Raw genomic sequence first — 26,334 nt, 5'->3', positions numbered from 1 at the left:
CAAAGCCTTGTCCTCTGACAGGGCTTTGTTCTTTTTCTCGTGCGCTTTTCTCCAAATAACTAAAATGCGTTCTGTAACGCGTTTTTTGTTTTTATTTCATCAGAACTCGGTATAGTACGCGCCCCAAGACGCACTTTTTCCACGCGAGGTTTGCAACGTGACGACTCCTTTTTCTACCTTACCACTCAAAGATGAACTGCTAGCAACGCTCGATTCTTTGGGCTACTCCGAGATGACGCCAATTCAAGCGCAAAGCCTGCCGTCGGTCTTGGCAGGAGAAGATGTGATCGGTCAGGGCAAAACCGGCTCGGGCAAAACCGCAACATTTGCCTTGGGCCTGTTGAGCAACCTCAATGTGCAGCGCTTTCGCGTCCAATCCTTGGTACTGTGCCCAACGCGAGAACTCGCCGACCAAGTCGCCACTGAAATTCGTACGCTGGCGCGTGGTATTCACAACATCAAAGTGCTAACGCTGTGCGGCGGCTTGCCAATGGGGCCGCAAATCGGTTCGCTCGAACATGGCGCCCATATTTTAGTTGGCACTCCGGGGCGCATTTTGGATCACATCTCCAAAGGACGCATCAACTTAGACGAGCTCAATACGCTGGTATTGGACGAAGCTGATCGCATGCTGGAAATGGGTTTCCAAGATGCCATCGACGCCATCATCGATGCCGCGCCCAGCCAGCGCCAAACCTTGCTGTTCAGCGCTACCTTCCCGAGCGAGATCGAAACCATCGCCGCCAAAGTGATGAAACAGCCGAAATGGGTCAAAGTCGAATCGACTCATCAGCAATCGACTATCGAGCAACGTTTCTATCAACTAGAAAGCACCGAAGAACGTGACAATGCGCTGGAAGCGCTGCTTCTTACCCATCGTCCAGAATCTTGTGTGGTCTTTTGTAATACCAAGAAAGAAGTGCAAAACGTGACGGATGAGTTGCACAACCGTAAATTCAGCGTGATCGAGCTACACGGTGATATGGAGCAGCGCGAACGCGAACGTGCGCTGACCATGTTCGCCAATAAGAGTGTTTCGATTCTGGTCGCCACCGATGTGGCGGCGCGTGGACTGGATGTCGATAACCTCGATGCGGTGATCAACTTCGAGCTGTCACGCGATCCAGAAGTGCATGTGCACCGTATCGGCCGTACTGGTCGCGCCGGTTCGAAAGGGATTGCCATCAGCTTTTACAGTGAGAAAGAGCTGTATCGCATTGAACGCATTGAAGAATACATGGGTATTGATGTGCACCCGGCTAAATTGCCGCAACCTGAAAATCACAAACCCTATTATCCAGCGATGCGTACTATTCAGATCCTTGGCGGCAAAAAAGAGAAAGTGCGCGCTGGGGATATTCTCGGTTCATTGACCAAAGAAGCGGGCATCGATGGAAAATTGATCGGAAAAATCAATATCCTGCCGATGGTCTCTTATGTGGCGGTCGACAATTCCGTGGTTAAGCAGGCCGAACAACAACTGCAAAATGGCAAAATGAAAGGGCGTAATTTTAGAGCCCGCATCATGAAGTAGTGGTCTGAACGACTTTTTGCGCCATGTTTTGATTTCCATCACCGCCGAACCTTTCGGCGGTGTTTGTTTTTGCTTGTGGCTTTGGCCAACTTTGTTTAAATACAAAACTAGACGACTGGTCTAATTTCATCTATAGTGCACAACATGAACAGCAAAACTTCCGATACTCGCCAGCAGATCCTCAATATTGGCTATCAACTCGTCGTTAACCAAGGCTTCACCGCCGTTGGCCTTTCCCTGTTGCTCAAAGAAGCGGGCGTACCCAAAGGCTCGTTTTATCACTATTTCAAATCGAAAGAACAGTTTGGTCAGGCTCTAATTGAAAGCTACTTCCAACATTATCTTGCACAGTTAGAAGCGATTGTCGGCAACCGCGCACAATCAGGCTACCAAAGTTTGCTTGCTTACTTTTCTCGCTGGTTAACGGTTGAAGAAGGAGTTTGCAACGCCAACCGTTGTCTGGTGGTAAAACTCAGTGGTGAAGTGTCTGATCTCTCAGACAGCATGCGCCATGCATTGTCTGTTGGCGCACAGCGTGTGATCGCCACCTTGGCCGAGGCCATTCAGCGTGGTATCGAGGATGGCTCCATTGAGGTGGTGGATGCCGCAGCCACCGCGCAGCAGCTCTATCAGCAATGGCTTGGAGCAAGCTTGCTCAATAAATTAATGCAAGACCAACACCATTTAGAACACTGTTTGGCCTCCACCAAACAGATACTGCGCCGTCAGGCGTAACCGATTCATTTAACCCGTCCCACTGTGGACGGGATTTTTTGCAACCAACACTAGACGACTGGTCTAATAAAAGAAAAGGAAAAGACATGGCTCTCTCTACAAATCGTCAAATCGTCCTCGCTTCACGCCCTGTGGGCGCACCGAGCGCGGAAAACTTTCGCTTAGTTGAAAGTAATATCCCCTCGCCTGCGGCCGGAGAAATCTTACTTCGATCGGTTTATCTGTCACTCGATCCTTACATGCGCGGCCGCATGAGCGACGCTAAGTCATACGCCGAGCCAGTGGCGATTGATCAAGTGATGGTCGGCGGTACCGTCTGCCAAGTCGAGGCCTCACAGCATGCCGAATTCGAAGTGGGTGAATGGGTGTTGGCGTACACCGGTTGGCAAGATTACGCCCTTTCCAACGGTGAAGGCTTGATTAAACTCGGCAAAACACCAGCCCACCCCTCTTACGCGCTGGGCGTCATGGGTATGCCCGGCTTTACTGCCTACATGGGTTTATTGGACATCGGTCAGCCAAAAGCTGGCGACACACTAGTGGTGGCAGCTGCAACAGGCGCGGTTGGCTCTATGGTTGGGCAGATTGGCAAACTCAAAGGCTGCCGTGTGATTGGTATTGCTGGCGGCGAAGAGAAATGCCAGTTTGCCAAACAGACTTTAGGGTTTGACGACTGTTTGGACCACAAAGCCGCAGATTTTGCCGAGCAGCTCGCTCGCGTGTGTGATAAAGGCATTGATATCTATTTTGAAAATGTCGGCGGTAAAGTGTTTGATGCCGTCTTGCCGCTGCTCAATAGCGGTGCGCGCGTGCCTCTTTGTGGACTCATTTCACAATACAATGCAACCTCACTGCCTGAAGGCCCGGATCGCATGTCGATGTTGATGGCGCAACTGCTGATCAAGCGCATCAAGATGCAAGGTTTTATCATTTTTGATGATTACGCCCATCGCTACGGCGAATTTGCCGCGGATATGTCACAGTGGTTGGCCGAAGGTAAGATTCATTATCGTGAGCATTTAGTGCAAGGTTTAGAAAATGCCGCCGATGCCTTTATTGGCCTGCTTGAAGGAAAGAACTTCGGCAAGCTGGTTGTGCAAACCAATCAACCACGCTAGGAGATGATGATGATCACCTTACATCACCTGAATAAATCCCGCTCTAAACGCATTATTTGGCTGCTGGAAGAGCTGGGCGTTGAGTATCAAATCGTCCCGTATCAACGTGATAGTGTCACTTTTTTAGCGCCACCCGAGCTTAAAGCGATCCACCCACTGGGTAAATCGCCGGTGCTTGAAGAGGATGGTCAAGTGATCGCCGAGTCCGGCGCCATCACGGAATATCTGATTGGTAAATACGCCGCCGAGCGTTTAGCACCAGCCAAAGAGAGCAAGGAGTACATCGAGTACCTGCAATGGTTACACTTTGCCGAAAGCTCCGGTATGTTGCCCTTGCTACTGAAAGTGTTTCTCCTCAAAGACGGGGCAGAAACTAAGTTCTTAGCACCGTATGCAGACAGTGAAATCAGCAAGATATTGAGCTACGTAGAGCAAAGCCTCCAAGGCAAAACCTACCTTGTGGCCGATAAGCTGACTGGCGCTGACATCATGATGTCGTTCATTGTTGAGATCACCGCACAGTTTGGTTTGCTGGCACACTACTCGAATCTGGCGCGCTACGGCGAAACGCTCGCCGCCCATCCTTGCTTTCAAAAAGCGCAAGCGCTTGAGCTGCAATACCAGTAGCTAAACACATACTCAGTAGCTAAACATATACTGCCTTTGCCAGCTGGTAGCACGGCTGGCTTTTTTATGCCTCTCGCTCAAGCAGAGCAACGGATCTTTTCGCGTTGATTTAACACAGTTCTCAAAGCATTCGGTATAGTAGCGTCGGTAAATATGAACTCCATAAGAGGAAGCAATGAAAACAACACTACTGGCCCTTTTAAGTCTACTAACCCTTTCTGCCTGTACGGAAGTTGGTAGCAAAAGTTGGTGTGATGAGATGCGCGAAAAACCCAAAAGCGAGTGGAATACGCAAAACACATTGGATTTCGCCAAGCACTGCTTACTCAACAATGAAGTTGGCAGCCAAAGTTGGTGCGAAGATATGGATGAAAAATCCAAAGGTGACTGGACAGCGAAAGAAGCGACCTCTTACGCCAAGTATTGTGTGCTCTAGGATTATCGCGCTCAGCACCATCTCGGCACTGAGCGCTCAGTCACCGTCAATGTGCAGTCTCGGCTGGTCGCCGTGTGCGGATAAATGGAACACCTTGTTCATCAAAGAGAACATCCGATTCAACCTGATACAACTGATGGATAAGTTCAGATGTTAACAGCTTGCTCGGGTGGCCTTGAGCGACCAACTCACCTTGCTTCATCACCAATAAGTTGTCTGCATACTGTGCAGCCAAGTTTAAATCATGTAATACCATGATACTGATGTAGTTTTTCAGTTTTGTCTGCTTGACCAGATGTTGAAGTAAAACATGCTGGTGATGCAGGTCTAAAGCGCTAACTGGCTCATCGAGCATAACAATTTCGGGCTGACGCATTAACGCTTGGGCAAACAGCACCATCTGACACTGTCCTCCACTCAAGGTTCTTACATCACGGTGAGCTAAATGCTCAATGCCCAAACTGCCCAAAATGGCAATGCCATCATGAAGCATGGCATCATCAATACGCATGCTTAACGCATCAAGACGTCCTAACAAGATCACTTCAATGACCGTCAAATTGACATCCAGATGAATGTCTTGTGGCATGTAACCAAATCGAGCGCGCCAACTGCTAAGTTGCTTCTTGCATAACGAATGCTGGTTAAAGAGGATTTCGCCTTGCTCTACGTTGACATCACCAAAGAGTGTTTTTAGCAAGGTACTTTTTCCCGTTCCGTTCGGGCCGAGTATCGCCGTCACTTGACCCGGTTTGAGAGTGAAACTGACTTCTTTTGCTAACGTTAACTCGCCAAAGCGCACGTGGAGATTCTTGACTTCAATCATCTTAGCGCTGCCTCCCAATGATCAACCAGAAAAAGAAAGGAACACCAATAATCGCCGTAACTATGCCGATCGGAAAAAGTGCACCCGGGACGATGACTTTGGACAATACCGACGCGCTTGAGAGTAGAAACGCACCCACGAGAAAGGAGAGCGGCAGATAGAAACGTTGGTCCTCTCCAACCAATATTTTGGCGATATTCGGAGCAACAATTCCAACAAAGCCAATAATACCAACAAAACTCGTTACAGTAGCGGTCATGACAGCGACGATGAACAGCGTTTTTAGGCGTAAGTGAGTGATATTCACGCCTAAACTTTTGGCTCGTTCTTCACCTAAACGAAGCGCCGTCAACTTCCATGCATCCTTTAGCAATATTAAAAAGCTTATGCTGACGACCAAAGCCGTGATGGTCAAATTTTGCCAAGTTGCTTTGGATAAGCTGCCAAATAGCCAAAATAAAATTTGCTGACTTAACTCTGGCGAGGAGATGAACTGTACCAACGAAAGCAATGACTGAAATAAAAACAGTAAAGCTATTCCCGCTAATATCAACTGCCCAGTCCCTACATGGCGAACCGAGGCTAAAGCAAAAAGAAAACAAGCCGAAATCATACAAAAAATAAAAGCCCCAAGCGGCACCGCAAAATGGCTATCGATGCCTAATGACCCCAAATAGAGCACTAATGCCGCTCCAAAACCAGCGGCTGCGGCCATCCCTAAGGTATAGGGGCTAGCCATGGAGTTGTTCAGCAGCGTTTGCATCTCTGCCCCACCCACACCAAGCGAACCACCAACAAAAATGGCCATTAGGGCGATGGGCAAACGCAAGTTTTTTACAATAACTTGCGTAGAAGGTTCGACTTGGAATGGCAGCCCAACCCACTCAAAAAGCGTATGTAACACTGAAGTGACATCAATAAGCGAAGGGCCTGTCATCAAATCAAGCACAAAAGAGCTCAACAGCAAGAGACCAAAGACGATCAGCATGACGCTACGACGGCGCTCGCTATTACGTTGTGCCAGTACGATTTGCTGGACCATTTCTAAAGACATGTTTACAACCTACCAATCAAAACAAACCGCGCTTTACTCAAAAGAAGCGGCTCAAAACACTTTCACGTAGCTCATTTTTCACGCCCCAATCGGCCATTAGGGCTGAACGGATGCCGAGTTGATGGCGAAAAAAGCGATTAAGGCTTTTACTTTCACTTACCATTTATTCAATAACCTATTGTTTTGAAAAACATCCAATCAAACTTATCTGTACCCCGAAAATTGTAACATCAGGTTTATCAATAATCATTAAAAACGTGAATCAAAATGAGAATAGTTTGCATATTAATTGCGCGTATTCTTATAATGCCAAGCCTTCACCACAGGTCTCTTAAAAAAACGAACTCATAAATGAATAGGATTGTATATGCATCAAAAACTATTGATGATCGCTTCGCTTGTGTTTAGCTCCGCAGCGTTCTCTGCTGTGACCACTGTGACTGATATTCTGGGGCGCGAAGTTACTTTCGACGCGCCAGCGCAACGCGTGATCGTCGGATTTTACCCTGAGGATTACATGGCGATTGGTACAGAAGCGGCATTTGATAAGGTCGTTGGAATGTCAAAGTACATTTGGCAAGCTCGGCCAACAAATTGGGAGATGTACGTTAAACACCGCCCTTCTTTAGACAAAATTCCTGAGATTGGCCGAGTAGACACTAACGCCTTTTCACTAGAAAAAGTGATCAGTTTAAGCCCTGATTTGATTATGCTCGCTGATTGGCAATATAAGGCACTCTCTAACGAAGTGACTCGATTGGAAGAAATGGGGATTCCAGTGCTTGTGGTTGACTATAATGCTCAGACCATTGAGCGACATGTCAAAAGTACCCAACTAATTGGTGTTATTACTGGGCAAACAGAGAGAGCCGAAAAAATTGCTCAAGACTATGCGCAAAATGCAGCCATGATCACTGAGCGCCTAGAGAAAGCCAACCTGCCAAAACCCAAGATCTACACAGAGTTCGGCGCTAGCGGCATCAATGACATCGGCTATACATTCGGTAAAAACATGTGGGGAGCTATCGCAACCACAGCGGGGGGAGACAACATTGCCACCCCTTATGTTGAATGGTGGGGCCAAATGAACCCAGAACAAATAATTGCCAGCAACCCAGACGTCGTCGTCATTACTGGTTACGAATCTGGAAGCTCTGATAGTTCAATGATTATTGGTCAAGGAGTTGCTGAAGAAAAAGCACAAGCAGCGTTGCAAGGCTTCAAACAACGTCTTGGCTGGTCCACGCTCTCTGCGGTGAAAAACAACCGCATGTATGCCGCTTATCACGGTGCCTGTCGCACCATCATGGATGGCGCCATGATTCAATTTTATGCCAAGGCGCTCTATCCAGAGCTGTTTGCCGATCTCAATCCTAGCCGGGCTTATCACGAGTTTTACCAGAAGTATCTTCCCGTCTTGCCTGAAGGAACCTTTGTCACTCAGCTTCGCTAACTTGCCATGTCTCGATAAAGCGAAGCTTTCCGGATAAAATTTTCTTTTCACCTCATACTGCATCCATGCCGTATGAGGTTTTTCTCTTTTGAACTCACTCAAATACGGCTAGAGAAAAACTATAATGAAAAACTGGAGGTTAGTTTTGATTGACCATCAGCCATTGCTTCCAGATTAACTGCCGATTCAGCCAATTTTCTTGAGAACTGAGCGTTTTTACTGGACAAGCTTTGTATACTTTCAATATTACTTGCTACAAGAGAAGTCAACTTATTATGAACATCGGTTTTGATAACAACCTGATGGCTATTGGCTTCTACAACACTCAACATGTGATGGATCTTTGATAACACATTCCCTACCTCTAAGGTTTGATTTTTACAGCTTTCCATTGCAGCATTAGAGTGATTAATAAGTGCCACCGCTTGTTGGGATTTAGATTGAAACTGCCTAACTATCTTTTGAATGTAGTTTGCTGACTCTGCAGACTGAGAAGCCAACAAGCGAACTTCATCCGCAACAACAGAAAAGCCTCTTCCTTGTTCACCAGCACGAGCTGCTTCAATGGCCGCATTTAGTGCAAGCAAGTTCGTTTGTTCTGAGATACCAGTTATCGAGTGCAAAATGGTTTCTATATTTCGGCTTTCAGAATCAAGTTGAATAATAGTCTCGATAAATAACAGCATATTCTCAGATAACTCCTGCAAAAATTGGAGATTCTTCGCCATCGTGTCCTGACCAGAATGCGAACTCTCAACGGCATCTTGAACGGTTAACAGAGTTTGCCTAGCGAAAGTGGTAATCTCTTCTACAGAGTTTTCAATTTCAGTCATTACATCCACGACGATTTGAGTCTGCTTCGTTTGTTCCAATACAGAATAATTAAGTGATTTACTGATGTCTTGATTTTCAACCGATGCGTGATTCAAATCGTTTGCTGATTCTCGTATCTGGGCAATCATAATGGCGAGATGATCGATAACAGAATTAATTTTATTTGATATGGCACCAAATTCATCGTTCTGCGAGTAACTTACTCTAACTGATAGATCTTTTTCTTCTATGTTACTCAGTGTTGAGTTAACAGCTTTACTGGCTTTTGATATCATACGAGCAATGCTTACACCAATTAAAGTAGAAATAACCACAGAAAAAATGGTAATAAGTATGATATAAATAAGCGAATATTGATAACTGCTGAGTGACTTATCATAATGAACGCGTGAAAGATCTTGGGAATACTCCAAAAGAGAATTGATGATAGTAACTTGCTTATCAAGCATTACTTCTATCAGATTTCTCGATTCAAATAGATCTTCACTCTGCCTGACTAACCTCATGTGCTCTTTGACAACACCAGTATCATCAAAAAGTTGCTCTTCAAGTGTTGATAATAGCTTTTCATTATCCCTGTAGAGTGAAATTTCATCTAACTTGAGCTTATCAATCGCTTCAGCTAACAACCTTTTTCTATTATTTAATCTGTGCTCGATTGAACTGAATTCTAACGAATCACGTAAGTAGAAAAGGTAGTCAACTTCACTGGAGATGAATCTGACTTGATGGAGTAAGCCAGAAATGGACTCTTTGACATTTCTTTTTGAAGAAAAATTATAACTTTCATTTAAATTGTTATAAAGTTCTGACAAAAAAACTCTGAAATCTATCTGTTGAGTAATATTATCATTTTTATCTGTTAGATATATTTTAAACGAACTTAGTAAAGATCGCAGTTTGTCAATCAATAGATCACTATAGATAACACCTTCTTCTATTCTATCTCTGAACTGTTCATCATCTGAGGATAATGTTTCTACCTTTTTCAATTGATCTCTATAGTAATCTATTTTTTCCTCAATTTTAGATTCAAAGCCAGGAAGTTCATCAACATATTGTGAAGAAAAGAAAGGGGTAAGTGCACGATTAATGTCTAGCAGTTTGACATTTAAATTTGACGATTCCATCATAAGTGGGGTTGATGTCCTCGTTAGAAATTCAAAGTTGGAAATTAGTCTCTCATTACTGACTATAGAAATAGCAGAAGATACTATCATGAATAGTATAATAAATAAGAATCCAGCATAAATTTTTGAAACAAGAGATGACATCATTGGCAACCTAAACGTTTTATAATGGGTATTCTAGATACCCATTATTTTTTGCAACATCACTGATTGGTTAAAAAACTCTTACCACCAAGCTTCGAACATTGCGCCGAAAGTCGCAGTATCTAAATTGCTTGATTTCATTTGGCCTGTCGATGAGTCAAAGCCAATGTACTCATTGTCTGCCTTGCCGATTGTCGCATAGAAACGCAACATAGGACGTGCCCAAGTTTTTGAGCTAATAGCAATATTTTGTGAAAGTGTTACTTTCCAAGAGCTATTTTTCGCATCAACATGCTTGTAATCAACCAAACTGAAGCCAGCGTCCAACCATGTTGAATTCATATTATCCCAAGCATAAGTAGGTCGAACAATTACGTTGTAGTTTACTCTGTCATTAAAGTCAGCGACGTCTAAGGACTGATAGGCTGCCAAGTATTGAACACCTAAGTCATTGGAGACTTCCTGCTCACCGTTAAAGCTGAATAATAGTGCTTTCTGATCTTCGGTCATATCGAAAACACTGTCTTTAGCATTGTCAGAATAACGTACAACCAATTTGTGCTTACCAGCAGAAATCTCTCCACCTACTTGGTAAGAATCGATATCGTAATAAGGTTGTTCCTTCGCTTTTTTCGAAGCAAAACCGTAGTTAGCGTACAGAGCAAGATCCGCTAGACCAAATATTTTCATATCATGCAGTTTAGTGGTGAGCGCATATTTTCCGCTGTCGCCAACCATATCGCCTTCTACCTGACCGACAACACTCATATCGAGCTTCACTCCGGCTAAGTTTAGGTTATAGAAGCCACCACCCTGCCCGTCGTGCATCATCCAAAAATAGTCGTTAAGATCAGTCTGCGCCCGTTGATGAAAATCGCGGCCAGCCCACACTCTTAACTCCGGCTGTGAAGAGACGAAGTTAGTAACACTAGCATAAGTTTTCTTGAGTTTAACCCCTCCCGTTGTTGCCCACGAAGAGTCAGAGTAGTGATCGAACATCACAACAATATCCCATTTCGCGCCTTGTTCACCGGTGAATGTTCTGCTTAAGCTAAACTCGCCGCCGTTATTCTCGTTCCCGAGCCTGCCTGTTGCGTTGCCATTCAATGCCCCAGCTGTGTTCACATTTTTTTCATCGCTGCCTTGAAATGCTGCACCATAACGAGCGTAACCAGAAAAATTAAATCCTTCGACATCGGCAGCATAAATAGACGCTGAAAAAAGAGGAAGACTCACGGCAACACAAGTAGGGATGAATTTTATTGCTTTCATTTCATTATCCTTAATATTTTGCTTAAACTAATCGTACAATTTATTACTTTTACTAGGTAATAAGATATTTTTAATTCTGAGCATAATTAAATAACAATTTTATTTAATACACTATTTCATCTATAGTTAAATAAACCAATAGTTAAATAAACTAATCTGAAATAAATAACTCCGACAGAATTATTTTATTTCCTCACAGGCTTGAGATGAGTCATAACCACTAGGGATTTTCTTTATGGCAACATTAGTAAAACTAAATTCCAGCCCATTCATGCTATCCCAAACACCCGATAGATAAACGGCTTTATTGACAGAAGATAGATTCTCTGTCGGTATCAATGATGAAATCGGAAAATGACATCGATACCATGCCGAGCCCTCTGGGATAAGAGATTTTTCGATAGTCATAAATCGGCCAAAATCGACACTGCTGCCATCCATACGAAGTTGGATGTTATCTGAATCACCGTAGCTTGAGACATTCAGATCAATGGCTAAGAGATTCTCTGAATACGTCGACAGATCGCTATTTGAATCATCTTTGCCTAAGAAAACACCTCCATTTTGGGAAAATGTAGCGTGAACAGTCTGGTTGGTATCTTCTACATTTGCTCCGAAACTGTTTACTGGATACATTTCGCTCAAATCTTGTGATCCATTTTTATTTCCGAAGTAATACAAAGCAACTTCATCGGTTTGTAAACTCGGAATAACCTCAGTAGGAGTATCGCTATCTTTAGCAACATTACACGAAATAGGATCAATGGTCGGCTTTTCTTCTTTTAACTTATAGATAATGTCAGTAATCTCATAATCAAATTTCTCTTTCACATCTAGGTGAAAAGGCGTAGCGACGCTTTTTAGATTTATCGCTGTCGCTCCATCGACTGGTTTCATGCAGTTTACTGGAATGGTTACGCTTGCCCACTTGCCTGACTCCGTAAGAATATTTGACAGCTGTAAGCTGCTTCTATTAGGCCATTCATTGTCGATTGAGACTGAGAATGATGACGGAAAGGCGCTTTTCGGGCGGATTTTCAACGCTATGTAACCTGAACTGTATTTCTCCAGATTAAGTGGGCTATCTGATTTAATCATATACATGCCACTGCCATTTCCGGAAACTTGGACATCAGCGGTGTCTTTTTCACCATTATTGTTAATGAGCACTGCACCGATACTGTTCATTGAAACCTGTGCACCATTAACCTGCATAAGATTCCAATTATCTTTTTCAGATTGTATCCAGGAAGTAAAGCTCTCATTTGCTGACGTTCCTAATAAGATCAGTTCTTCGCTTTGTTTTACTTCTAGATTTTTAATCTCTTTATCAAAGTTACAACCAACCATCGAGGTAGACAAAATAGATAGAATAATAACTTTGCCATTACATAATTTCATGATTTCTACTCTATAAAAAATATAATTTAAAACAACTGGGATTATTCCCAGGGTGTAACCTTAACATTGCGATACTTTGCATAAACTGGAAGCCAATTATAAGAGCTGGGAGGAAAATGGCGATTGGCACTGATCCAGTTATTTATAAATAGCTGCATATAACTGCTCACCTTGGCATTTGCACGCCGAACTTGAATCCAGCTATTGCTATCTCGGTTAAAAACTTCCCAAGTCACACCATATTCATCAATTGAAAATGCGTATTTCTCCATGTTCCAAATAGATAGTCCATAACGTCCTAAATCAATATCAACAGGAGATTGCTGCCCCTTAATCCATATATTGGTATGCAAGAGGTTGGTTCCTCCCATCAATTCGATATCAACTTCGTAATGGCTTTCCCTTCCTGATTCGCCAACATACGTAAAGAACGAACTGATCGTTCCTGGAACTGAACCCGCTTGCATTTCAACTTCATAACGACCCTTGCGCATATATGCGTATGTACGCATCTCTGCACAGGTTTTAAACCCATTGTCGTGTTTCGCATGAAGTATGAGCAGATCGTTTTCTTTCCAGATATTTCCAGATCTCCAAGTACAGTCGAATTCGCTTCCTTGATTCTTCCAACCATCAGAAACAGACCACTGAAAACCACTCCAGTCCATTGCAAACGCACTGTTAAAAAAAGCAGTGCTGGTCAAAACAGTAAAAATAAACAGTCTAATCAGCATCATCATCGTCTCCAATAATTCTAATTTAAAGCATTTTTATCACTACCACTCTTTGAAATAATTTCTTGTATTACAGTGTTGCCAACTTTAGTGGTTATAAATTTTTTTTGTCTAGATTTGAGGCTCGTATTTGTCAGCAACAATAATATCTTTGATCTCAATTTTGGTCTTGATCACGTTCAAACGATATCCATGAAAAACTTTCTTGGAGTGATTTGAAATAAATCGATGGACTTTCATCATAGGTATTAAAAAGATAGCAACACTCACATATTATTGATTGTACGATTGAGTTCTCATCGTATAGGCTGTTATAAGATAGATACCAAATTGCTCTGTCTATTTGTTTATTTATATAGCACGGCACTTTATGCTTTCTATCTTCTTAATTTTAAAGAGGTTAAAATGATTAAAAAACGGTTACTTGTGCTAAATTTATTTAGCTGCGGTTTAATTGCGCTTACGGGTTGTACTGCCGAAACATCCACATCTAGTTCTAATAACACAAAGACTATCAACCTTCTGGCCAATAGCGATTTCTCGCAAGGTGTTGACGGCTGGTGGGCAGCGGGAGGCTCGCTAAAAGCGGTAGATAATATCGGTTGCATATCTTTTACAGCGAGTGGAAGTAACCCTTGGGATGTTATTTTAGGTCAATCTGGTCTAGCTCTTAAACAAGGTGAAAATTATACCCTCCGCTTCGATGCCATGGCACAAAAGGCCATTAGTGTAAAAACCATTGTCCAACATGATGGCGCGCCCTACACCAGCTATCTTGTCCAAGACGTTCCACTTGCCAACGAGTTCAAATCGTTTCATTTTTCTTTTAAACCTTCGGATAACGATGACAAAGTGCAATTGCATTTTCAGATCGGCACTCAGGCACCGACCACCGTTTGCGTTAAGCAGCTTTCGCTAACCGGCCCTGTTTACGAAAAGAAAGTCGATCTGGCCAAAGTGCGAGTGAATCAAGTTGGCTATTTTACCAGCGCGCAAAAGTATGCAACGGTAGCAACCGAAGAAAAGTCCCCCTTAACGTGGGCATTATTGGATGCGAAAGAGGCGGTGATTGCCGAAGGAAAAACGCTGCCATTTGGACTTAACAGTGCTTCTGGCGAGCAGGTTCAGCTTGTTGATTTCAGCCATGTCAAATCCTCGGCAAAAGGCGTAGTACTCGAAGTCAACGGTGAGCGAAGCCACCCATTTGATCTTGATGACAGTATTTACCGTGATATGAAGTACGATGCGCTTTCCTTCTTTTATCAGCAGCGAAGCGGCATTGATATTGAAGAGCAATATGTACAACGTGCCGACTTAGCTCGACCAGCGGGTCACAAACCGGAAATTGCCACGTGTTTCAACAAAAAAGACGCAAAAGGCAATAACTGGCCCGGTTGCGATCTGTCGCTCGATGTTTCAGGAGGCTGGTACGATGCTGGCGACCATGGAAAGTATGTGGTTAATGGCGGAATTTCGCTCTGGACTCTGATGAATTTTTACGAAAGAGAGAAACTTGCCAAGAAAAATGGCCAAAGCGCGTTCGCTGATGGCAAAGTCAAGATTCCAGAGAACAGCAACCAATTCAATGATCTGTTGGATGAGTCTCGTTGGATGATGGATTTTATGCTGGCCATGCAAGTGCAAGACAATCGTCAGATTTGGGTACCAGTCGGCGATCAATCTGAGCAACTAACCAACCTCAAACTCACAGCCATAAATGCGAATGGCATGGTTTTCCATAAGATCGCAGATGATTCTTGGACTGGAATGCCTTTGCCTCCTCACAAAGATCCCAAAGAGCGTTATTTGAGTTATCCAACGACGGCAGCGACGCTGAACCTAGCAGCAACAGCGGCACAATGTGCACGTGTATGGAGAGATCTGGATGATAAATACGCTGAGCGTTGCCTGTTAGCCGCCGAAAAAGCCTGGCAAGCCGCCAAAGTGAACAACCATGTTTATGCGTATGACAACTTTGTCGGTTCTGGTCCTTACGATGATACCAAGGTAGACGATGAGTTCTATTGGGCAGCGGCAGAGCTTTTTGCCACCACCGGTAAGGCAGAATACAAAGAAGCCATTCAGCGCTCTCCTTACTACTTAACCACCCCGACTGGAGATAGTGAGGCGACCGGAGATCTATATTGGCAAGGGGTGAGCGGTGCGGGAACTCTCACACTGGCTATTGTTCCAAATCGTCTCTCAGATGACGCAGTGCGTAAAGCGCGCGCGAATATCGTTGCAACAGCAGATGCTTATCAGCAGGCGATAGCTAAAGAAGGCTATCGTATCCCCTATCAAGCAAGCGAGTATCCATGGGGTTCAAACTCTAACCTAATGAACAGAAGCATTTTCTTAGGTATTGCCTACGACTTCACCAAGGATACAAAGTACGCCCAAGCGATAATGGATGCGATGGATTACATTCTCGGTCGAAACCCGCTCGATCAATCTTATGTCTCGGGTTACGGAAGCCGTCAATTGATCAATCCACATCACCGTTTTTGGGCGCATGCTGCTGACTCTTCATCACCTCTGGTTCCACCTGGTGTGATGTCTGGTGGACCAAACTCAATCAACTTCAGTGATCCTGTTGCCTCGTCAATGAAAGGAAAATGCATAGGACAAACATGCTGGAAAGATGATATTGGCGCTTGGACTTTAAATGAAATCACGATTAACTGGAATGCCCCTTTCTTCTGGGCAGTGAGTTTCCTTGATGAATATATTCAATAGAGCAATATCGTTTTAAATGGCAGACAAGTAGTTGAGAAAATATTCTCGGCTACTTGTTTTTATATGGGTTATTTTTGTATCGGCTGTTTCTATCGGTAGCGAGATTTTGTTGATTCTCGCGCAATCAGGCTAATAGGCGGTAAGCGGATAGCTTCCGATTCACCACTGAGCAAATTCAACGCACACTTCGCACTAAGCGCTCCAATTTCCTCAAGAGGCTGACGCAGCGTGGTTAAAGAAGGAGTAAAATACGGTGACGTGGGTAAATCATCAAACCCAATCACAGAAACGTCTTCTGGCACCTTGAATCCATTGTCATGCAATGCTTTTATCGCACCATAAGCACTTAGATCATTTGCAGCGAATATAGCAGAAAAGTAGACCTTCGATTTGATCAACTCGATCGTTTTCTCATAACCACTCTTAATACTAAAATCACCGTCAAGTATTAACTTTTCTTTGATATTAATTCCCGCTTCGTTTAGTGCTCGAACATAACCATTGTAACGATAGATGGCATCGTCATGATTTGGCAAACCTTTTATATGAGCTATGTTTACATGACCAAGCTGTATTAAATGTAGTGTCGCTAAATATCCACCTAGATTATTATCTAGCGATATTGAACGTACCTTATCTGCAACAATGTTGTAACCAACAGCAACAACGGGAATTGTTTCAGAAATTTTAACTATTAATTTTTTATCAACATTGCCAGAAATAATAATAATCGCATCAACATCACTCTTCATTAAATATTCTAACGAGTACGCCACCAAACTTTCCTGCCAACTGTTGACTGAAATTAGCAAAGAGTAGCCGTGTTTCGCTAGAAGCTTTTCCATGTCAATGAGAATGCTACTCGTATAAGGGCTATCGGGATTTTGCACGAGGACACCAATCGTCATTGAGCGTGTTTTGATCAATTTATCAGCATATTTTGGCGGCTTATAGCCCAGTTCTCTTATCGCCTGCTCAATCTTCTCTGTTTTATCATTTGATACATAAGAGGTTCGATTGAAATAGCGTGACACTGTACTTTGAGAAACGTTGGCTAGCCTCGCAACCTCATAAGCCGTCGGCATTTTTACTTTATCTGTTCTTTTCATAAAACCACTGAAGCTCACAACCAAGTTAGTCTCTTTTTTTAACATACCATTCTACACTCGCCAAAAACAACAAAAAAGAGGTTAATTATAAAAATCAACCTCTTGTAGTATTGAATTTAACAATATAGATAGGAAAAAATCATTCCAGGCCTAAAATATCGACCCGCAGTGTACTTCATACCGCAACTGAGCAACCAATGATATAGCTGCTCCAGCGTTTCCTGACCAACACCTAAAATCGCAAGATTCTGCAAAAACGCGGCTTTGCTCGACAGCAAATCATGACTGACCCGCAGATCAGGCCGAAGTGCCCGATAGGAAATTAAGTCGTCTAGCCAGCGTGTCGCGACCTCTTCACTCAGTGAAAACTGTGTTTGCAATTGCTCATGCGTGACTTGGAACGAGCAGTTAAAGCCTTCAGGTGCTGCAAATGGAATTTTCGCCGAACGATAAAGGGTGTGATACACGGTATCTAATAGTCTCTCCGCATACTGTTTCTTTCCTGCATACTTAAGCGCCGTGGCCACACTAAACTGGATCCCGCCCCAAACATCTTGAGCTTGAAAAGCATCATGCGGGGAACCATCAGAAAGTGTCATGTTTGCCACCCCCAAGTTAGGGCTATTGCGATGGAAATTGCGTTCATAGATAAATTCCAACGTTCTTTCGATGCGCTCTGCTTGAAATAGACCATCCAAACCAACCAGTTTCAAATAGGTATCGGCAACCAAAGCATCACCAAAACTGTTGTCTGAATCCAGAATCATCACTTGATACTGTCGCGTAAACGCTAACGGAGCCGTTGCAAGAAGATTCTGCTTCTTGCGTAATCTTTGCTCAATTCTCGGTACATCACTTTGTTCATCCACTCGATCAAGATAGGTATTCAGTATTAACTTGTCGGTGACTAAATCCCCGGTCAGTACTATCCCTAACGCTTCCAGTGGCTGATAATCTTTTCCGGTTAAATGCTTAGTTTGAATAGGCGTGGCATAAAAATGGTAGTAACCATTTTTTTCATCCCATAAGCTACTTTCAATCGTACTCAATGCGCGCTGAGATTGCTGCTTGTACTCTTCTGCTAAACTAGGCTCTTGCATAATATGCGCAAGCTCTCCCGCCGCTTTAAGGCCAGCAGCCCATAAACTCGCACAATAGATCGAGATGCCATGAGACGAAAGATTATCGAAGGTGTCATCCGTACCATGAACCAAAGGTAGCGAATCGCCCTCTTCTATCAGGCTCGATAAATAGTGGATGCTCTCTTTGACCGCGAGCCAACAATACTCCACAAGTTGTTTATTTTTGGTTTGTTGATAGTGGCGGTACACCATCAAAATAAATTTAGGCGCGAGATCTTTCCATTCTTTTACATTATGCCAACTGTACGCATCTGGCTTAATATCAAACGGGCTGCCTAAATCATGAATAACGGCACCATACAATGCTCGAGGGCCTTCATATTTTGCGTCATTCAGATCAGCAAACGGTTTGTCTTCATATTCCCAATATCTCCGTTTCGTGTCATCAGTCGATAATATCGCGTCAGCAAACGCTTGCATCACGCTACCATCAAGTTCAGGGAGCAGATACAAAATTGAGAATGAACCGTAGAAATAAACATCTAATGAGTTGAAAAATGGGTAATCCACACACTCCTTGACCAGAAATCTATTTTCACAATCCCACACCGTTGACTCGGAGAGAAATGACAAGGTATTCATCGCCATGGTTGAATAACGCTCTGCCGTCTCTTTATCCTGCATGTTCTGATTGGCTAGAGATAAAAAGTCATTTTGCTGCTTAACAATTTTTTCTTCAATTTTGTCAAGCTGTGGCAACACCTCTTTTATCATCCATGTGGCTCTTTGATGTTTCGGAAAGAAATTGGAGTACGCTTTCTCTGTTCTCAAATCATCAAGCCATATCTTGCTATGATCCATCACCTGTAAATAGCGCAAGTCGACCGTTTCACCCGGCTGCAGTTCCACTTGCACACATATCAAGGCAGTCACACTCTCACGTCCACTATAAATACCTCTATCAAAATGGCTACTGGTGCGTCCTGTTTTTAATGCATTTATAAGCTGGGTTTCGACTTTACTACTGTAGACAGAGGGCTTTACCGTTACCGTTATCTTCCCAGACTCAAGATCGGCTTTTCTAGCGACAACGCCATACTGTACTTCTCCTTCTATATCGGATGAGTAAGGTGAATCGCTGCGTAAACTGGCGCCAATAAACTCGACATCGCCATCCTCAATGTTGCTCTGACTATGCTTATGTAAAATCGCATTTCTGATCAAATAACATGCCGAATCCTGCACGCCGTGACGGGCTTTTTGATAGGTAGAACCGAGTAAGTTTTCCAGTGGTTGTGCCAGCGTGATCAGTTTGGTGCAGTCTGATAGGTTGGTGAGTTCGAATTGATTCCAGTGCAGCGGCAATGAGCACAATTTCTGCTCATTTTTCACTATCGGTGAAACCACTTTGCGGGTCACTTTGAGCGTGTCGATGCCTGCATACTGATACTGAGCAATCGGGTACAAGGCTTGATAGTGAATATCTTCGCTATTCATTGAGCGAACTTGATCAACGCTTTTACCGGTAAGAGAGACACAATCAGCCGAAGCGTTGATGAGCAAACCGTCAAAAAAATCCAGTGCAACCAAAAGCTGTGTCATCAGCGAGTTGGCATCTTGCTCAATGTGCTTTTGGGTTTTTTCAGTAAACTCCACCTTCCAACGCAAAAAATTGGACTGATTGTCACTGTAGAAATTCGAACTAATTAGGCTCTTTTTTATTGTTTCGATGGCACGTTCTTCACTCACACAGTCGAGCTTTTGACCATTAAATAGTGCTGGATAGAAATGCAAAAAACGTTTTAATTCTTCAAGATCTCTTATTGCTATATTGTCAATATTTATCGGTTCCATCACTGAAATATAGAAATCATTGAAATTAATAGAGCTTTCCGAACAGTCAACATAAACACCAGGAATAAAGCTAAAGTTTGGTGTCTCGCCTTTGGGTGTAAGGGTAAACGTCGAGCCTATTCCCCCTACTGCCATTCCCGTATTTTCCGGTGTTGTAGATACGGGAGTATACCAAGGTTGAATAAATTCAACTGCGTCACCTTTCGCACACAAATCACGCGCTATGCCATGATAAGTTGTGTATGGGATTTTATTCTTCATAGTTTAAATCCAATATTGAATATTTCATTTCAACTGTTAATATCAATAAAAAATGGAGATATTAACAATGTTCAAAATTAGTAAAGAAAAATTCGGCATGTTCGATAGCATAGTCATTAACAATCCAGAGATAGGTATTGAAATTGAGTTAATTACAGAATTTGGTGCTGTTATAAATAAATTTATATTCAACCACAGCCCCTTCTCTTTTATATCCGGTTATCAAACCAGTGATGAGCTTATAAAAGAACATCCCTATTTTTCACGTAGTGCAAAACTCTTTCCTTTTCCAAATCGCCTTAAACACGGTCGTTATTGCTACAAAGGTCATCATTATCAGTTGCCAGCTAATTTTCCTTGGTCGGAACACGCTGTTCACGGATTACTCTATAACCAGCCGTTTCAACTCCTTCACTGCCAAACAAGTGAACAGTCAGCAGAGGTGGATCTACGCTTTACAACCTCCTGTTTGCATCCCGGCTATCCATTTGCTTTTCAAATCGATATTAGATTCTCAATCACCATCGGCGGCTTATTGAGTTGCACCACGACAGTGGAAAACCAAGGAGTCACAGCCATGCCTTTTGGAGATGCTTGGCACCCCTATTTCTCTTTAGGAGCCCCACTTTCACAATGTTCTTTGACTATGCCTTTTTGTCACGAACTTGAGCATATTGATGACATGCCAACTGCTCTCACCTTTCCAAACGAACAATTCTTACAGGCAACCTCTCTGGATGGAGTTACGCTAAATCATTGTTTTTATTTCGATACTAGTGAGCCTATTCAACTGTCCTTACAGCGACAAGACCACGTTGCCTCACTGAATTACCAACAAGATCCCAGCTACCCTTATCTTCAGCTTTACACGCCTAACTCCGAAGCGTCTATTGCCATTGAACCCATGAGTTGCCCGGCAGATGCCTTCAACCACCATATTGGTTTACTGGAGTTGGCCCCCAAACAGCACCAGACCTTTCGCTGGCAATGCCAAGCCAATTACCAAGCGCGATAACAAGTTGAGAACAAAGGGCATGCTGCATGCCCTTTGGTTTATTAACCTAATCGCACCTCAATTACATGTTCGCCAGAGTTGCAAATCGGTGCCTTATTTCCTTGCACTAACTCGCCGTCGACGCGCATTTCGACCACACCTTTACTCACATTCTGTGGGTTGCTGACATGAATGTGGTAAGTCGCACCGCGAAACTTCCGAGTGAGTTTGAACTCAGGCCAATGACGCGGGATACAGGGATCAATAAGTAATCCATCCATTTCAGGACGAACACCTAATATCCACTGAGTCGCTGCTACATAGGTCCATGACGAGGTCCCCGATAACCAGGCATTTCGTCCTAGGCCAAACTGCGGGTGCTCATCGCCAAGGATGTTTTGCGGATAGCAGTAGGGCTCCGACTCGAACTGATCAAGCTGGTTATTCTTCGAAGCAGGGTTAATTTGACGATAGTATTCGTAGGCACGATCTCCGTTGCCCATCTTCGCTTCAGCAATCATTACCCAAGGATTGGAATGAAGAAAAATGCCGCCATTTTCTTTTGCACCGGGTGGATAGGTGGAAACGCCGCCAAGATCCGGGTCGAAGCCGTTGTAACCAGGAGTAGATAGCTTAATGCCGTTAACGGTATTCAACTTGTAATATACCGAGTTCAAAGCTTGGGTTGCACGCTCTTGGGGTGCAAAGCCTGAAATAACAGGCCAGCTTTGGCCATTGGTGTAAATCTGCCCCTGTTGATTTTGCTTTGAGCCGATTGGCTTACCTCGTTCGTCGAAATAGCGGACATACCATTCGCCATCCCAGCCAAAGGAGTTGACGGTGCTCTTCATCTGCTCATAGTGTGATTGGTACTGTTCTGCTAATGCTTGCTCGCCTCGTACCTTACAAAGGTCCAACATGTCGAGTAGCGCCTTGCCATACATATTCGCAACCATCAACGATTCTGCACCACGCGGCAGATTGACCGTATCGTTCCAATCGGCAAAACCAAGCAAAGGTAAGTCATGCTGCCCAGTGTTGGTTTGGGTAAAATGAATGGCCCGGCACAAATGCTCCCACACCTTCCCCACTTCCAGCGGATTGCCGCGCTTATCTTTCTGGTAAAAGGGGATGACCTTATCTAGGAAGTCGGTATCGCCCGTCTCTTTCACATACTGAGTTACGGCATAGATTATCCAGAGATGGTCATCCCCATAATAGTCTGGGCGATCCTCTTCTTCTCTTGAGTCGCCAGCATTGGCTTCCATCGTCGAAGGGAAAAACTGGTGCATCGCAGAGCCATTGGTATTCTGCACCGAAAGCAAGCGTTCGATGAACTCACGCGCTTCATCGGGCATATGCGCGATAACACCGAGGATATCCTGCGATGAATCACGAAAACCGATTCCACGAGCGCCATATCCTAGCTGGTATAGCGATAGGTAACGTGACCAGTTTTTCGTGGTATGGCACTGACGCGGATTGTGCACGTTGAGCATGGAGTTCATCGCCGGATCAGGCGTTTCAACTTGGATGGTGGCGAGATAGCGTTGCCAGAAACGCGCAAGCTCAGCAAACGCGAAATCGACCTGATGGTGATCTCGATACTTTTCTAACATCGCTTTCGCCGCATTCAAACTCGCCATTTGCGTCAGTTGCACCACGGTTCGTTCCGTCTGGTTTGGCGCTAACCAGCCGAGTCTTAAATTGAGAGCGCCGATATTGTCACCTCTCAAGCATTCGTCGTTGCCCAGTTCTTGTTGCTTGAGGGCCTCCGGCTCCGCCCAACTTCCATAGCCCATATTCCCGATGAACTTCTGCCGGTCACCAGAGAATGAAGTGGCAGGACGATCAGCCGTCATGATGTTGACTGCGTAGTCCCTCTTCATGAAAGCATATTGCTCTAGCACTATGTGACCACTCTCTTGTTGATGCGCTTTGACGATCATGGTTTGAGGAACCCAATCGGCATTGAGCAGCTGTTTCAATGCATCAAAGTGAGAAAACTCAAAAACAGGAACGACATCAAGGTGCAACTCGCTATCCGAGATGTTAGTAATTTTAATATCTTGCAGTAATACTTGATCGTCTTTCGGCACAAAGAAGGTGCATTCACAGCGGACTCCATAAGCTTGAGAAATAATTGTGGTGTAAGACAAACCGGTATGATTTTCAAAACGTTCCAGTGGTTTCAGTGTCGGCGTATAAAAAGGGGAGAAAATCACCTCATGCCCTTCTTTATTGCGCACTTTCAGATATATGGTTGAACCTTTAAAATCGGAGTTTGGTAGTTGAGCAATGTATTTAGTGATGCGATTGAGCGCAGGATCGCCTTTACACAGCAAAACACCACCATTGCTATCCACCAGCCCTCCAAAATTTAAGGTGCCAACATAATTACACCATTTAATAGGTGTACAAGGTGTTGTTGCCACATATTCTTTATTTTCATCATCAAAATACCCGAATTTCATCGTCACTATCCCTATCTCCTTCACAATGTGAAGGAGTTAAATTGAATGGTTTATAACTGTCTGCTGTATATATTCTAATTAACTGGCTAGTGAATTTTCACTCAACGCGTCAAACAGATGGATTGCATCGAGATCTAAGTACAAGGTTAATTCACTTGTTGTCACCTCGGCGGCTTGCGTTTCAACAATCAAAGATTGTTTAGCTATTTCTGTTTTCAATAAGATACTGGCTCCCAGCAACTCTTTATCTTTAATTTTTACTGAAAATGGTAATACACGCTCATGATCAATATGTTCAGCACGCAAATGAATATCCGTTGGACGAATACCAAGGTGCAACGCAAGATTCTTTGATGCCAACGCTTTAAATCGTTCAGGAAGCGGAATCTGTGTTTCCCCAAGTTCGATATAAAATGCGTTGTCTTTACTGATCAATTTGGCATCAAGCATATTCATAGATGGACTACCAATGAACTGGGCCACAAACTTATTGGCTGGGCGCTGAAACACATCCGTCGGCGTTCCTACCTGAGCCACGTAGCCATCTTTGAGTATCACAATGCGATCCGCCAGCGTCATCGCTTCAATTTGATCATGCGTGACATAAATTGTGGTCGTTTTCAGTTCACGGTGAAGCTGTTTGATCTCTTCACGCATGACGCCACGCAATTTGGCATCCAGGTTTGAGAGCGGCTCGTCGAATAGAAAGACTTTAGGCGTTCGCACCATGGCTCGTCCCATGGCAACACGTTGGCGTTGCCCACCGGAAAGTTCCTTTGGCTTTCTGTCAAGCAGAGGCTCAAGCTCCAACATTTTCGCCGCTTTACGTACTTCAGCATCAATATCCACTTTCGACATGCCTTTCAGCTTCAGTGCAAAGGCAATATTTTCGTAAACGGTCATATGTGGATACAGCGCATAGCTTTGAAAAACCATCGCTAAATCGCGATCTTTTGCGTCGACTTTATTCATCAGCTTATCGCCGACATAAATCTCCCCCGAGGTAATGGTTTCTAAACCAGCCAGCATGCGCAGCGTGGTCGATTTGCCACAACCAGATGGGCCTAAGAAAACCACAAACTCACCGTCATGTACGGTAAAGTCGAAATGCTTAACCACATCAACATCACCAAAGGATTTTTTAATATTTTTGAATTCAACTTTAGCCATTATTGGGTCTCCTTGGCACGATCTAATAACATGTTTTTATAAGCAATCGCGCTCTGTTTTAATGTTCTTTTCTGAGTTGGATAATCGACGTATACCATGCCAAAGCGCTGTGAGTAGCCAAACGCCCATTCAAAGTTGTCCATCAAGCTCCAGGCGAAATAACCATCGACCTGCACACCCGCGTTAATTGCCTCATCTAACGCCTTTAGATGTTGTTGAAAATAGCGCACACGCTGTTCATCGTTTACTTCACCGTTGAGATAGTGATCGTCACCCGCCGCGCCGTTTTCAGTGATGTAAATAGGCGGAAGATTGGCATAACGCTCTTTTAAACTGAGCAGCAAGTCGGTCAATCCTTGCGGATAGATCTCCCAGCCGATATAGGTGTGTTCACTCTCTGCCTGCGTCACCGTCTCAATATCACCACTTTCGTTATAACGTACAACGTTTCTGGTGTAGTAGTTGATTCCGATATAGTCGACTGGTGCTGAAATGATCTCAAGATCTCCTGCAAGTACCATCGGCATGTTGATAAAATGGCGTTCGGTGACAAGCGCTGGATACTCTCCTTTTAAAACAGGATCGATAAACCAGTGATAGTTTTCTGCTTCACTGTATTTTGCCGCTCCAATGTCTTTCTCCGAATGCGCATAGGCAGGTGAGGCATTGAATACCACTCCGTGTTTTGCCTTCGGTGCATTGCGGCGTAGAACCGGCATCGCTAGCCCATGGGCCAGCATAAGGTGATGGGACGCCAGAAAACCTTCACGTTCCCCCAAAATGCCAGGCGCATGCACTCCCCAGCGGTAGCCTAAAAACGCGGCGACAAACGGTTCATTTAGCGTGGTGTACACCTCTATCTTATTGCCAAAATGACGGCTCACTACCTCGGCATAATCAGCAAACTTGTAAGCCGTTTCTCGGTTGAGCCATCCCCCTTTATCTTGCAGATACTGCGGCAGATCCCAGTGATAGAGGGTGACAAACACCTTCATACCATGTGCGTGACATTCATCGATAATCTGCTCATAGAATTTGAGTCCCTCCTGATTCACCACCCCATCTTGCGGGAGGATGCGCGGCCAGGCGATGGAAAGGCGATAAGCATCAACACCCAAACTGCTGATCATTTCAACATCTTGCTGCCACAGGTGGTAATGGTTACAAGCGATGTCCCCATTTTCACCTTTATCCACTTTGCCCTCTTTTTGACAAAAGGTATCCCATATAGACGGTGTACGTCCTCCTTCTGCCACTCCACCTTCTATTTGATAAGAGGAGGTGGCGACACCAAATATAAAATCGCTGCTACGCAATCGCGAGGAATGAGGAAGCTCATATTTATTCATTGTCATA

19 protein-coding genes are annotated in these 26,334 nt (G+C 44.0%); 8 read left to right on the top strand and 11 right to left on the bottom strand.

Going from position 1 to position 26,334, the window contains the following annotated elements:
* The first annotated feature begins 157 nt into the window (after positions 1 to 157).
* The 5 genes from dbpA to UF06_RS03230 all read left to right on the top strand — a co-directional run bounded on the left by dbpA (position 158) and on the right by UF06_RS03230 (position 4,450).
* Positions 158 to 1,534 (top strand): ATP-dependent RNA helicase DbpA, encoded by a 1,377-nt coding sequence (dbpA, locus tag UF06_RS03250; protein WP_045569158.1) that lies wholly within the window; start codon positions 158 to 160, stop codon positions 1,532 to 1,534.
* Between the two features lie 144 nt (positions 1,535 to 1,678).
* A complete protein-coding gene (locus UF06_RS03245; RefSeq protein ID WP_045569157.1) occupies positions 1,679 to 2,269 on the top strand; it encodes a TetR/AcrR family transcriptional regulator in 591 nt (196 codons plus the stop codon).
* A gap of 86 nt (positions 2,270 to 2,355) precedes the next feature.
* The gene (locus UF06_RS03240; protein ID WP_045569156.1) at positions 2,356 to 3,387 is read left to right on the top strand and encodes an NADP-dependent oxidoreductase; all 1,032 of its coding nucleotides are present in this window, start codon (positions 2,356 to 2,358) and stop codon (positions 3,385 to 3,387) included.
* A 9-nt stretch (positions 3,388 to 3,396) separates the two neighbouring features.
* Positions 3,397 to 4,014: a glutathione S-transferase gene (locus UF06_RS03235; RefSeq protein WP_045569155.1), complete on the top strand. Its 618-nt coding sequence runs from the start codon at positions 3,397 to 3,399 to the stop codon at positions 4,012 to 4,014.
* A 175-nt stretch (positions 4,015 to 4,189) separates the two neighbouring features.
* Positions 4,190 to 4,450, top strand: coding sequence for a DUF3012 domain-containing protein (locus UF06_RS03230; protein ID WP_039427339.1), 261 nt, complete (start codon positions 4,190 to 4,192; stop codon positions 4,448 to 4,450).
* 46 nt (positions 4,451 to 4,496) lie between these two features.
* Here UF06_RS03230 and UF06_RS03225 read toward each other — a convergent pair whose 3' ends face one another.
* Positions 4,497 to 5,276, bottom strand: coding sequence for an ABC transporter ATP-binding protein (locus tag UF06_RS03225; protein ID WP_045569154.1), 780 nt, complete (start codon positions 5,274 to 5,276; stop codon positions 4,497 to 4,499).
* Position 5,277: 1 nt separating this feature from the next.
* Positions 5,278 to 6,330, bottom strand: a complete 1,053-nt coding sequence (locus tag UF06_RS03220; protein WP_045569153.1) for an iron ABC transporter permease — start codon at positions 6,328 to 6,330, stop codon at positions 5,278 to 5,280.
* A 367-nt stretch (positions 6,331 to 6,697) separates the two neighbouring features.
* Here UF06_RS03220 and UF06_RS03215 point away from each other — a divergent pair, with 367 nt between their 5' ends.
* On the top strand, positions 6,698 to 7,783 hold the full coding sequence (locus UF06_RS03215; RefSeq protein WP_045569152.1) for an ABC transporter substrate-binding protein: 1,086 nt from the start codon (positions 6,698 to 6,700) through the stop codon (positions 7,781 to 7,783).
* Between the two features lie 119 nt (positions 7,784 to 7,902).
* Here the strand turns inward: UF06_RS03215 and UF06_RS03210 are convergent, their stop codons facing one another.
* The 4 genes from UF06_RS03210 to UF06_RS03195 form a co-directional block, all read right to left on the bottom strand.
* On the bottom strand, positions 7,903 to 9,891 hold the full coding sequence (locus tag UF06_RS03210) for a methyl-accepting chemotaxis protein (protein ID WP_206778251.1): 1,989 nt from the start codon (positions 9,889 to 9,891) through the stop codon (positions 7,903 to 7,905).
* Between the two features lie 81 nt (positions 9,892 to 9,972).
* On the bottom strand, positions 9,973 to 11,163 hold the full coding sequence (locus tag UF06_RS03205; protein WP_045569151.1) for a carbohydrate porin: 1,191 nt from the start codon (positions 11,161 to 11,163) through the stop codon (positions 9,973 to 9,975).
* Between the two features lie 180 nt (positions 11,164 to 11,343).
* A complete protein-coding gene (locus tag UF06_RS03200) occupies positions 11,344 to 12,564 on the bottom strand; it encodes a putative glycoside hydrolase (RefSeq protein ID WP_045569150.1) in 1,221 nt (406 codons plus the stop codon).
* 41 nt (positions 12,565 to 12,605) lie between these two features.
* Entirely contained in the window at positions 12,606 to 13,301 is a 696-nt protein-coding gene (locus UF06_RS03195; protein ID WP_045569149.1) for a family 16 glycosylhydrolase, read from the bottom strand.
* Between the two features lie 285 nt (positions 13,302 to 13,586).
* Between UF06_RS03195 and UF06_RS03190 the strand changes: the two genes are divergently transcribed.
* The gene (locus tag UF06_RS03190) at positions 13,587 to 16,034 is read left to right on the top strand and encodes a glycoside hydrolase family 9 protein (protein ID WP_197541307.1); all 2,448 of its coding nucleotides are present in this window, start codon (positions 13,587 to 13,589) and stop codon (positions 16,032 to 16,034) included.
* Between the two features lie 89 nt (positions 16,035 to 16,123).
* Here the strand turns inward: UF06_RS03190 and UF06_RS03185 are convergent, their stop codons facing one another.
* Together UF06_RS03185 and UF06_RS03180 are read right to left on the bottom strand one after the other, a co-directional pair.
* Positions 16,124 to 17,143 carry a substrate-binding domain-containing protein gene (locus tag UF06_RS03185; protein WP_171816690.1) on the bottom strand — a complete coding sequence of 340 codons (1,020 nt, stop codon included), beginning with the start codon at positions 17,141 to 17,143 and terminating at the stop codon, positions 16,124 to 16,126.
* A 116-nt stretch (positions 17,144 to 17,259) separates the two neighbouring features.
* On the bottom strand, positions 17,260 to 20,340 hold the full coding sequence (locus UF06_RS03180; RefSeq protein ID WP_045569146.1) for a GH116 family glycosyl hydrolase: 3,081 nt from the start codon (positions 20,338 to 20,340) through the stop codon (positions 17,260 to 17,262).
* Positions 20,341 to 20,407: 67 nt separating this feature from the next.
* Here UF06_RS03180 and UF06_RS03175 point away from each other — a divergent pair, with 67 nt between their 5' ends.
* Positions 20,408 to 21,355, top strand: coding sequence for an aldose 1-epimerase (locus UF06_RS03175; protein WP_045569145.1), 948 nt, complete (start codon positions 20,408 to 20,410; stop codon positions 21,353 to 21,355).
* Positions 21,356 to 21,396: 41 nt separating this feature from the next.
* Here UF06_RS03175 and UF06_RS03170 read toward each other — a convergent pair whose 3' ends face one another.
* The 3 genes from UF06_RS03170 to UF06_RS03160 all read right to left on the bottom strand — a co-directional run bounded on the left by UF06_RS03170 (position 21,397) and on the right by UF06_RS03160 (position 26,327).
* Positions 21,397 to 23,808 carry a glycosyl transferase gene (locus UF06_RS03170; RefSeq protein WP_045569144.1) on the bottom strand — a complete coding sequence of 804 codons (2,412 nt, stop codon included), beginning with the start codon at positions 23,806 to 23,808 and terminating at the stop codon, positions 21,397 to 21,399.
* Between the two features lie 78 nt (positions 23,809 to 23,886).
* Positions 23,887 to 24,978 carry a sn-glycerol-3-phosphate ABC transporter ATP-binding protein UgpC gene (gene ugpC / locus UF06_RS03165; RefSeq protein WP_045569143.1) on the bottom strand — a complete coding sequence of 364 codons (1,092 nt, stop codon included), beginning with the start codon at positions 24,976 to 24,978 and terminating at the stop codon, positions 23,887 to 23,889.
* Positions 24,978 to 26,327, bottom strand: a complete 1,350-nt coding sequence (locus UF06_RS03160; protein WP_045569142.1) for a GH1 family beta-glucosidase — start codon at positions 26,325 to 26,327, stop codon at positions 24,978 to 24,980. The genes ugpC and UF06_RS03160 overlap by 1 nt, the downstream gene beginning before the upstream one ends.
* Between the last annotated feature and the right edge of the window lie 7 nt (positions 26,328 to 26,334).

The sequence above is a fragment of the Vibrio sp. S234-5 genome (genome assembly GCF_000960595.1).
In the GTDB taxonomy this organism is placed as follows: Bacteria; Pseudomonadota; Gammaproteobacteria; order Enterobacterales; family Vibrionaceae; genus Vibrio.
The sequence above is the reverse complement of the archived record's forward strand: the minus strand, read 5'-3'. Positions and strand labels throughout refer to the sequence as shown.

Excerpts from the sequence above, each read along its gene's own strand:
- UF06_RS03225 (WP_045569154.1), bottom strand. The coding sequence starts at position 5,276 with ATGATTGAAGTCAAGAATCTCCACGTGCGCTTTGGCGAGTTAACGTTA.
- UF06_RS03205 (WP_045569151.1), bottom strand. The coding sequence starts at position 11,163 with ATGAAAGCAATAAAATTCATCCCTACTTGTGTTGCCGTGAGTCTTCCT.
- UF06_RS03240 (WP_045569156.1), top strand. The coding sequence starts at position 2,356 with ATGGCTCTCTCTACAAATCGTCAAATCGTCCTCGCTTCACGCCCTGTG.
- UF06_RS03200 (WP_045569150.1), bottom strand. The coding sequence starts at position 12,564 with ATGAAATTATGTAATGGCAAAGTTATTATTCTATCTATTTTGTCTACC.
- ugpC (WP_045569143.1), bottom strand. The coding sequence starts at position 24,978 with ATGGCTAAAGTTGAATTCAAAAATATTAAAAAATCCTTTGGTGATGTT.
- UF06_RS03175 (WP_045569145.1), top strand. The coding sequence starts at position 20,408 with ATGTTCAAAATTAGTAAAGAAAAATTCGGCATGTTCGATAGCATAGTC.
- UF06_RS03220 (WP_045569153.1), bottom strand. The coding sequence starts at position 6,330 with ATGTCTTTAGAAATGGTCCAGCAAATCGTACTGGCACAACGTAATAGC.
- UF06_RS03160 (WP_045569142.1), bottom strand. The coding sequence starts at position 26,327 with ATGAATAAATATGAGCTTCCTCATTCCTCGCGATTGCGTAGCAGCGAT.
- UF06_RS03180 (WP_045569146.1), bottom strand. The coding sequence starts at position 20,340 with ATGAAGAATAAAATCCCATACACAACTTATCATGGCATAGCGCGTGAT.
- UF06_RS03230 (WP_039427339.1), top strand. The coding sequence starts at position 4,190 with ATGAAAACAACACTACTGGCCCTTTTAAGTCTACTAACCCTTTCTGCC.
- UF06_RS03210 (WP_206778251.1), bottom strand. The coding sequence starts at position 9,891 with ATGTCATCTCTTGTTTCAAAAATTTATGCTGGATTCTTATTTATTATA.
- UF06_RS03195 (WP_045569149.1), bottom strand. The coding sequence starts at position 13,301 with ATGATGCTGATTAGACTGTTTATTTTTACTGTTTTGACCAGCACTGCT.
- UF06_RS03170 (WP_045569144.1), bottom strand. The coding sequence starts at position 23,808 with ATGAAATTCGGGTATTTTGATGATGAAAATAAAGAATATGTGGCAACA.
- UF06_RS03185 (WP_171816690.1), bottom strand. The coding sequence starts at position 17,143 with ATGAAAAGAACAGATAAAGTAAAAATGCCGACGGCTTATGAGGTTGCG.
- UF06_RS03245 (WP_045569157.1), top strand. The coding sequence starts at position 1,679 with ATGAACAGCAAAACTTCCGATACTCGCCAGCAGATCCTCAATATTGGC.
- UF06_RS03215 (WP_045569152.1), top strand. The coding sequence starts at position 6,698 with ATGCATCAAAAACTATTGATGATCGCTTCGCTTGTGTTTAGCTCCGCA.
- UF06_RS03235 (WP_045569155.1), top strand. The coding sequence starts at position 3,397 with ATGATCACCTTACATCACCTGAATAAATCCCGCTCTAAACGCATTATT.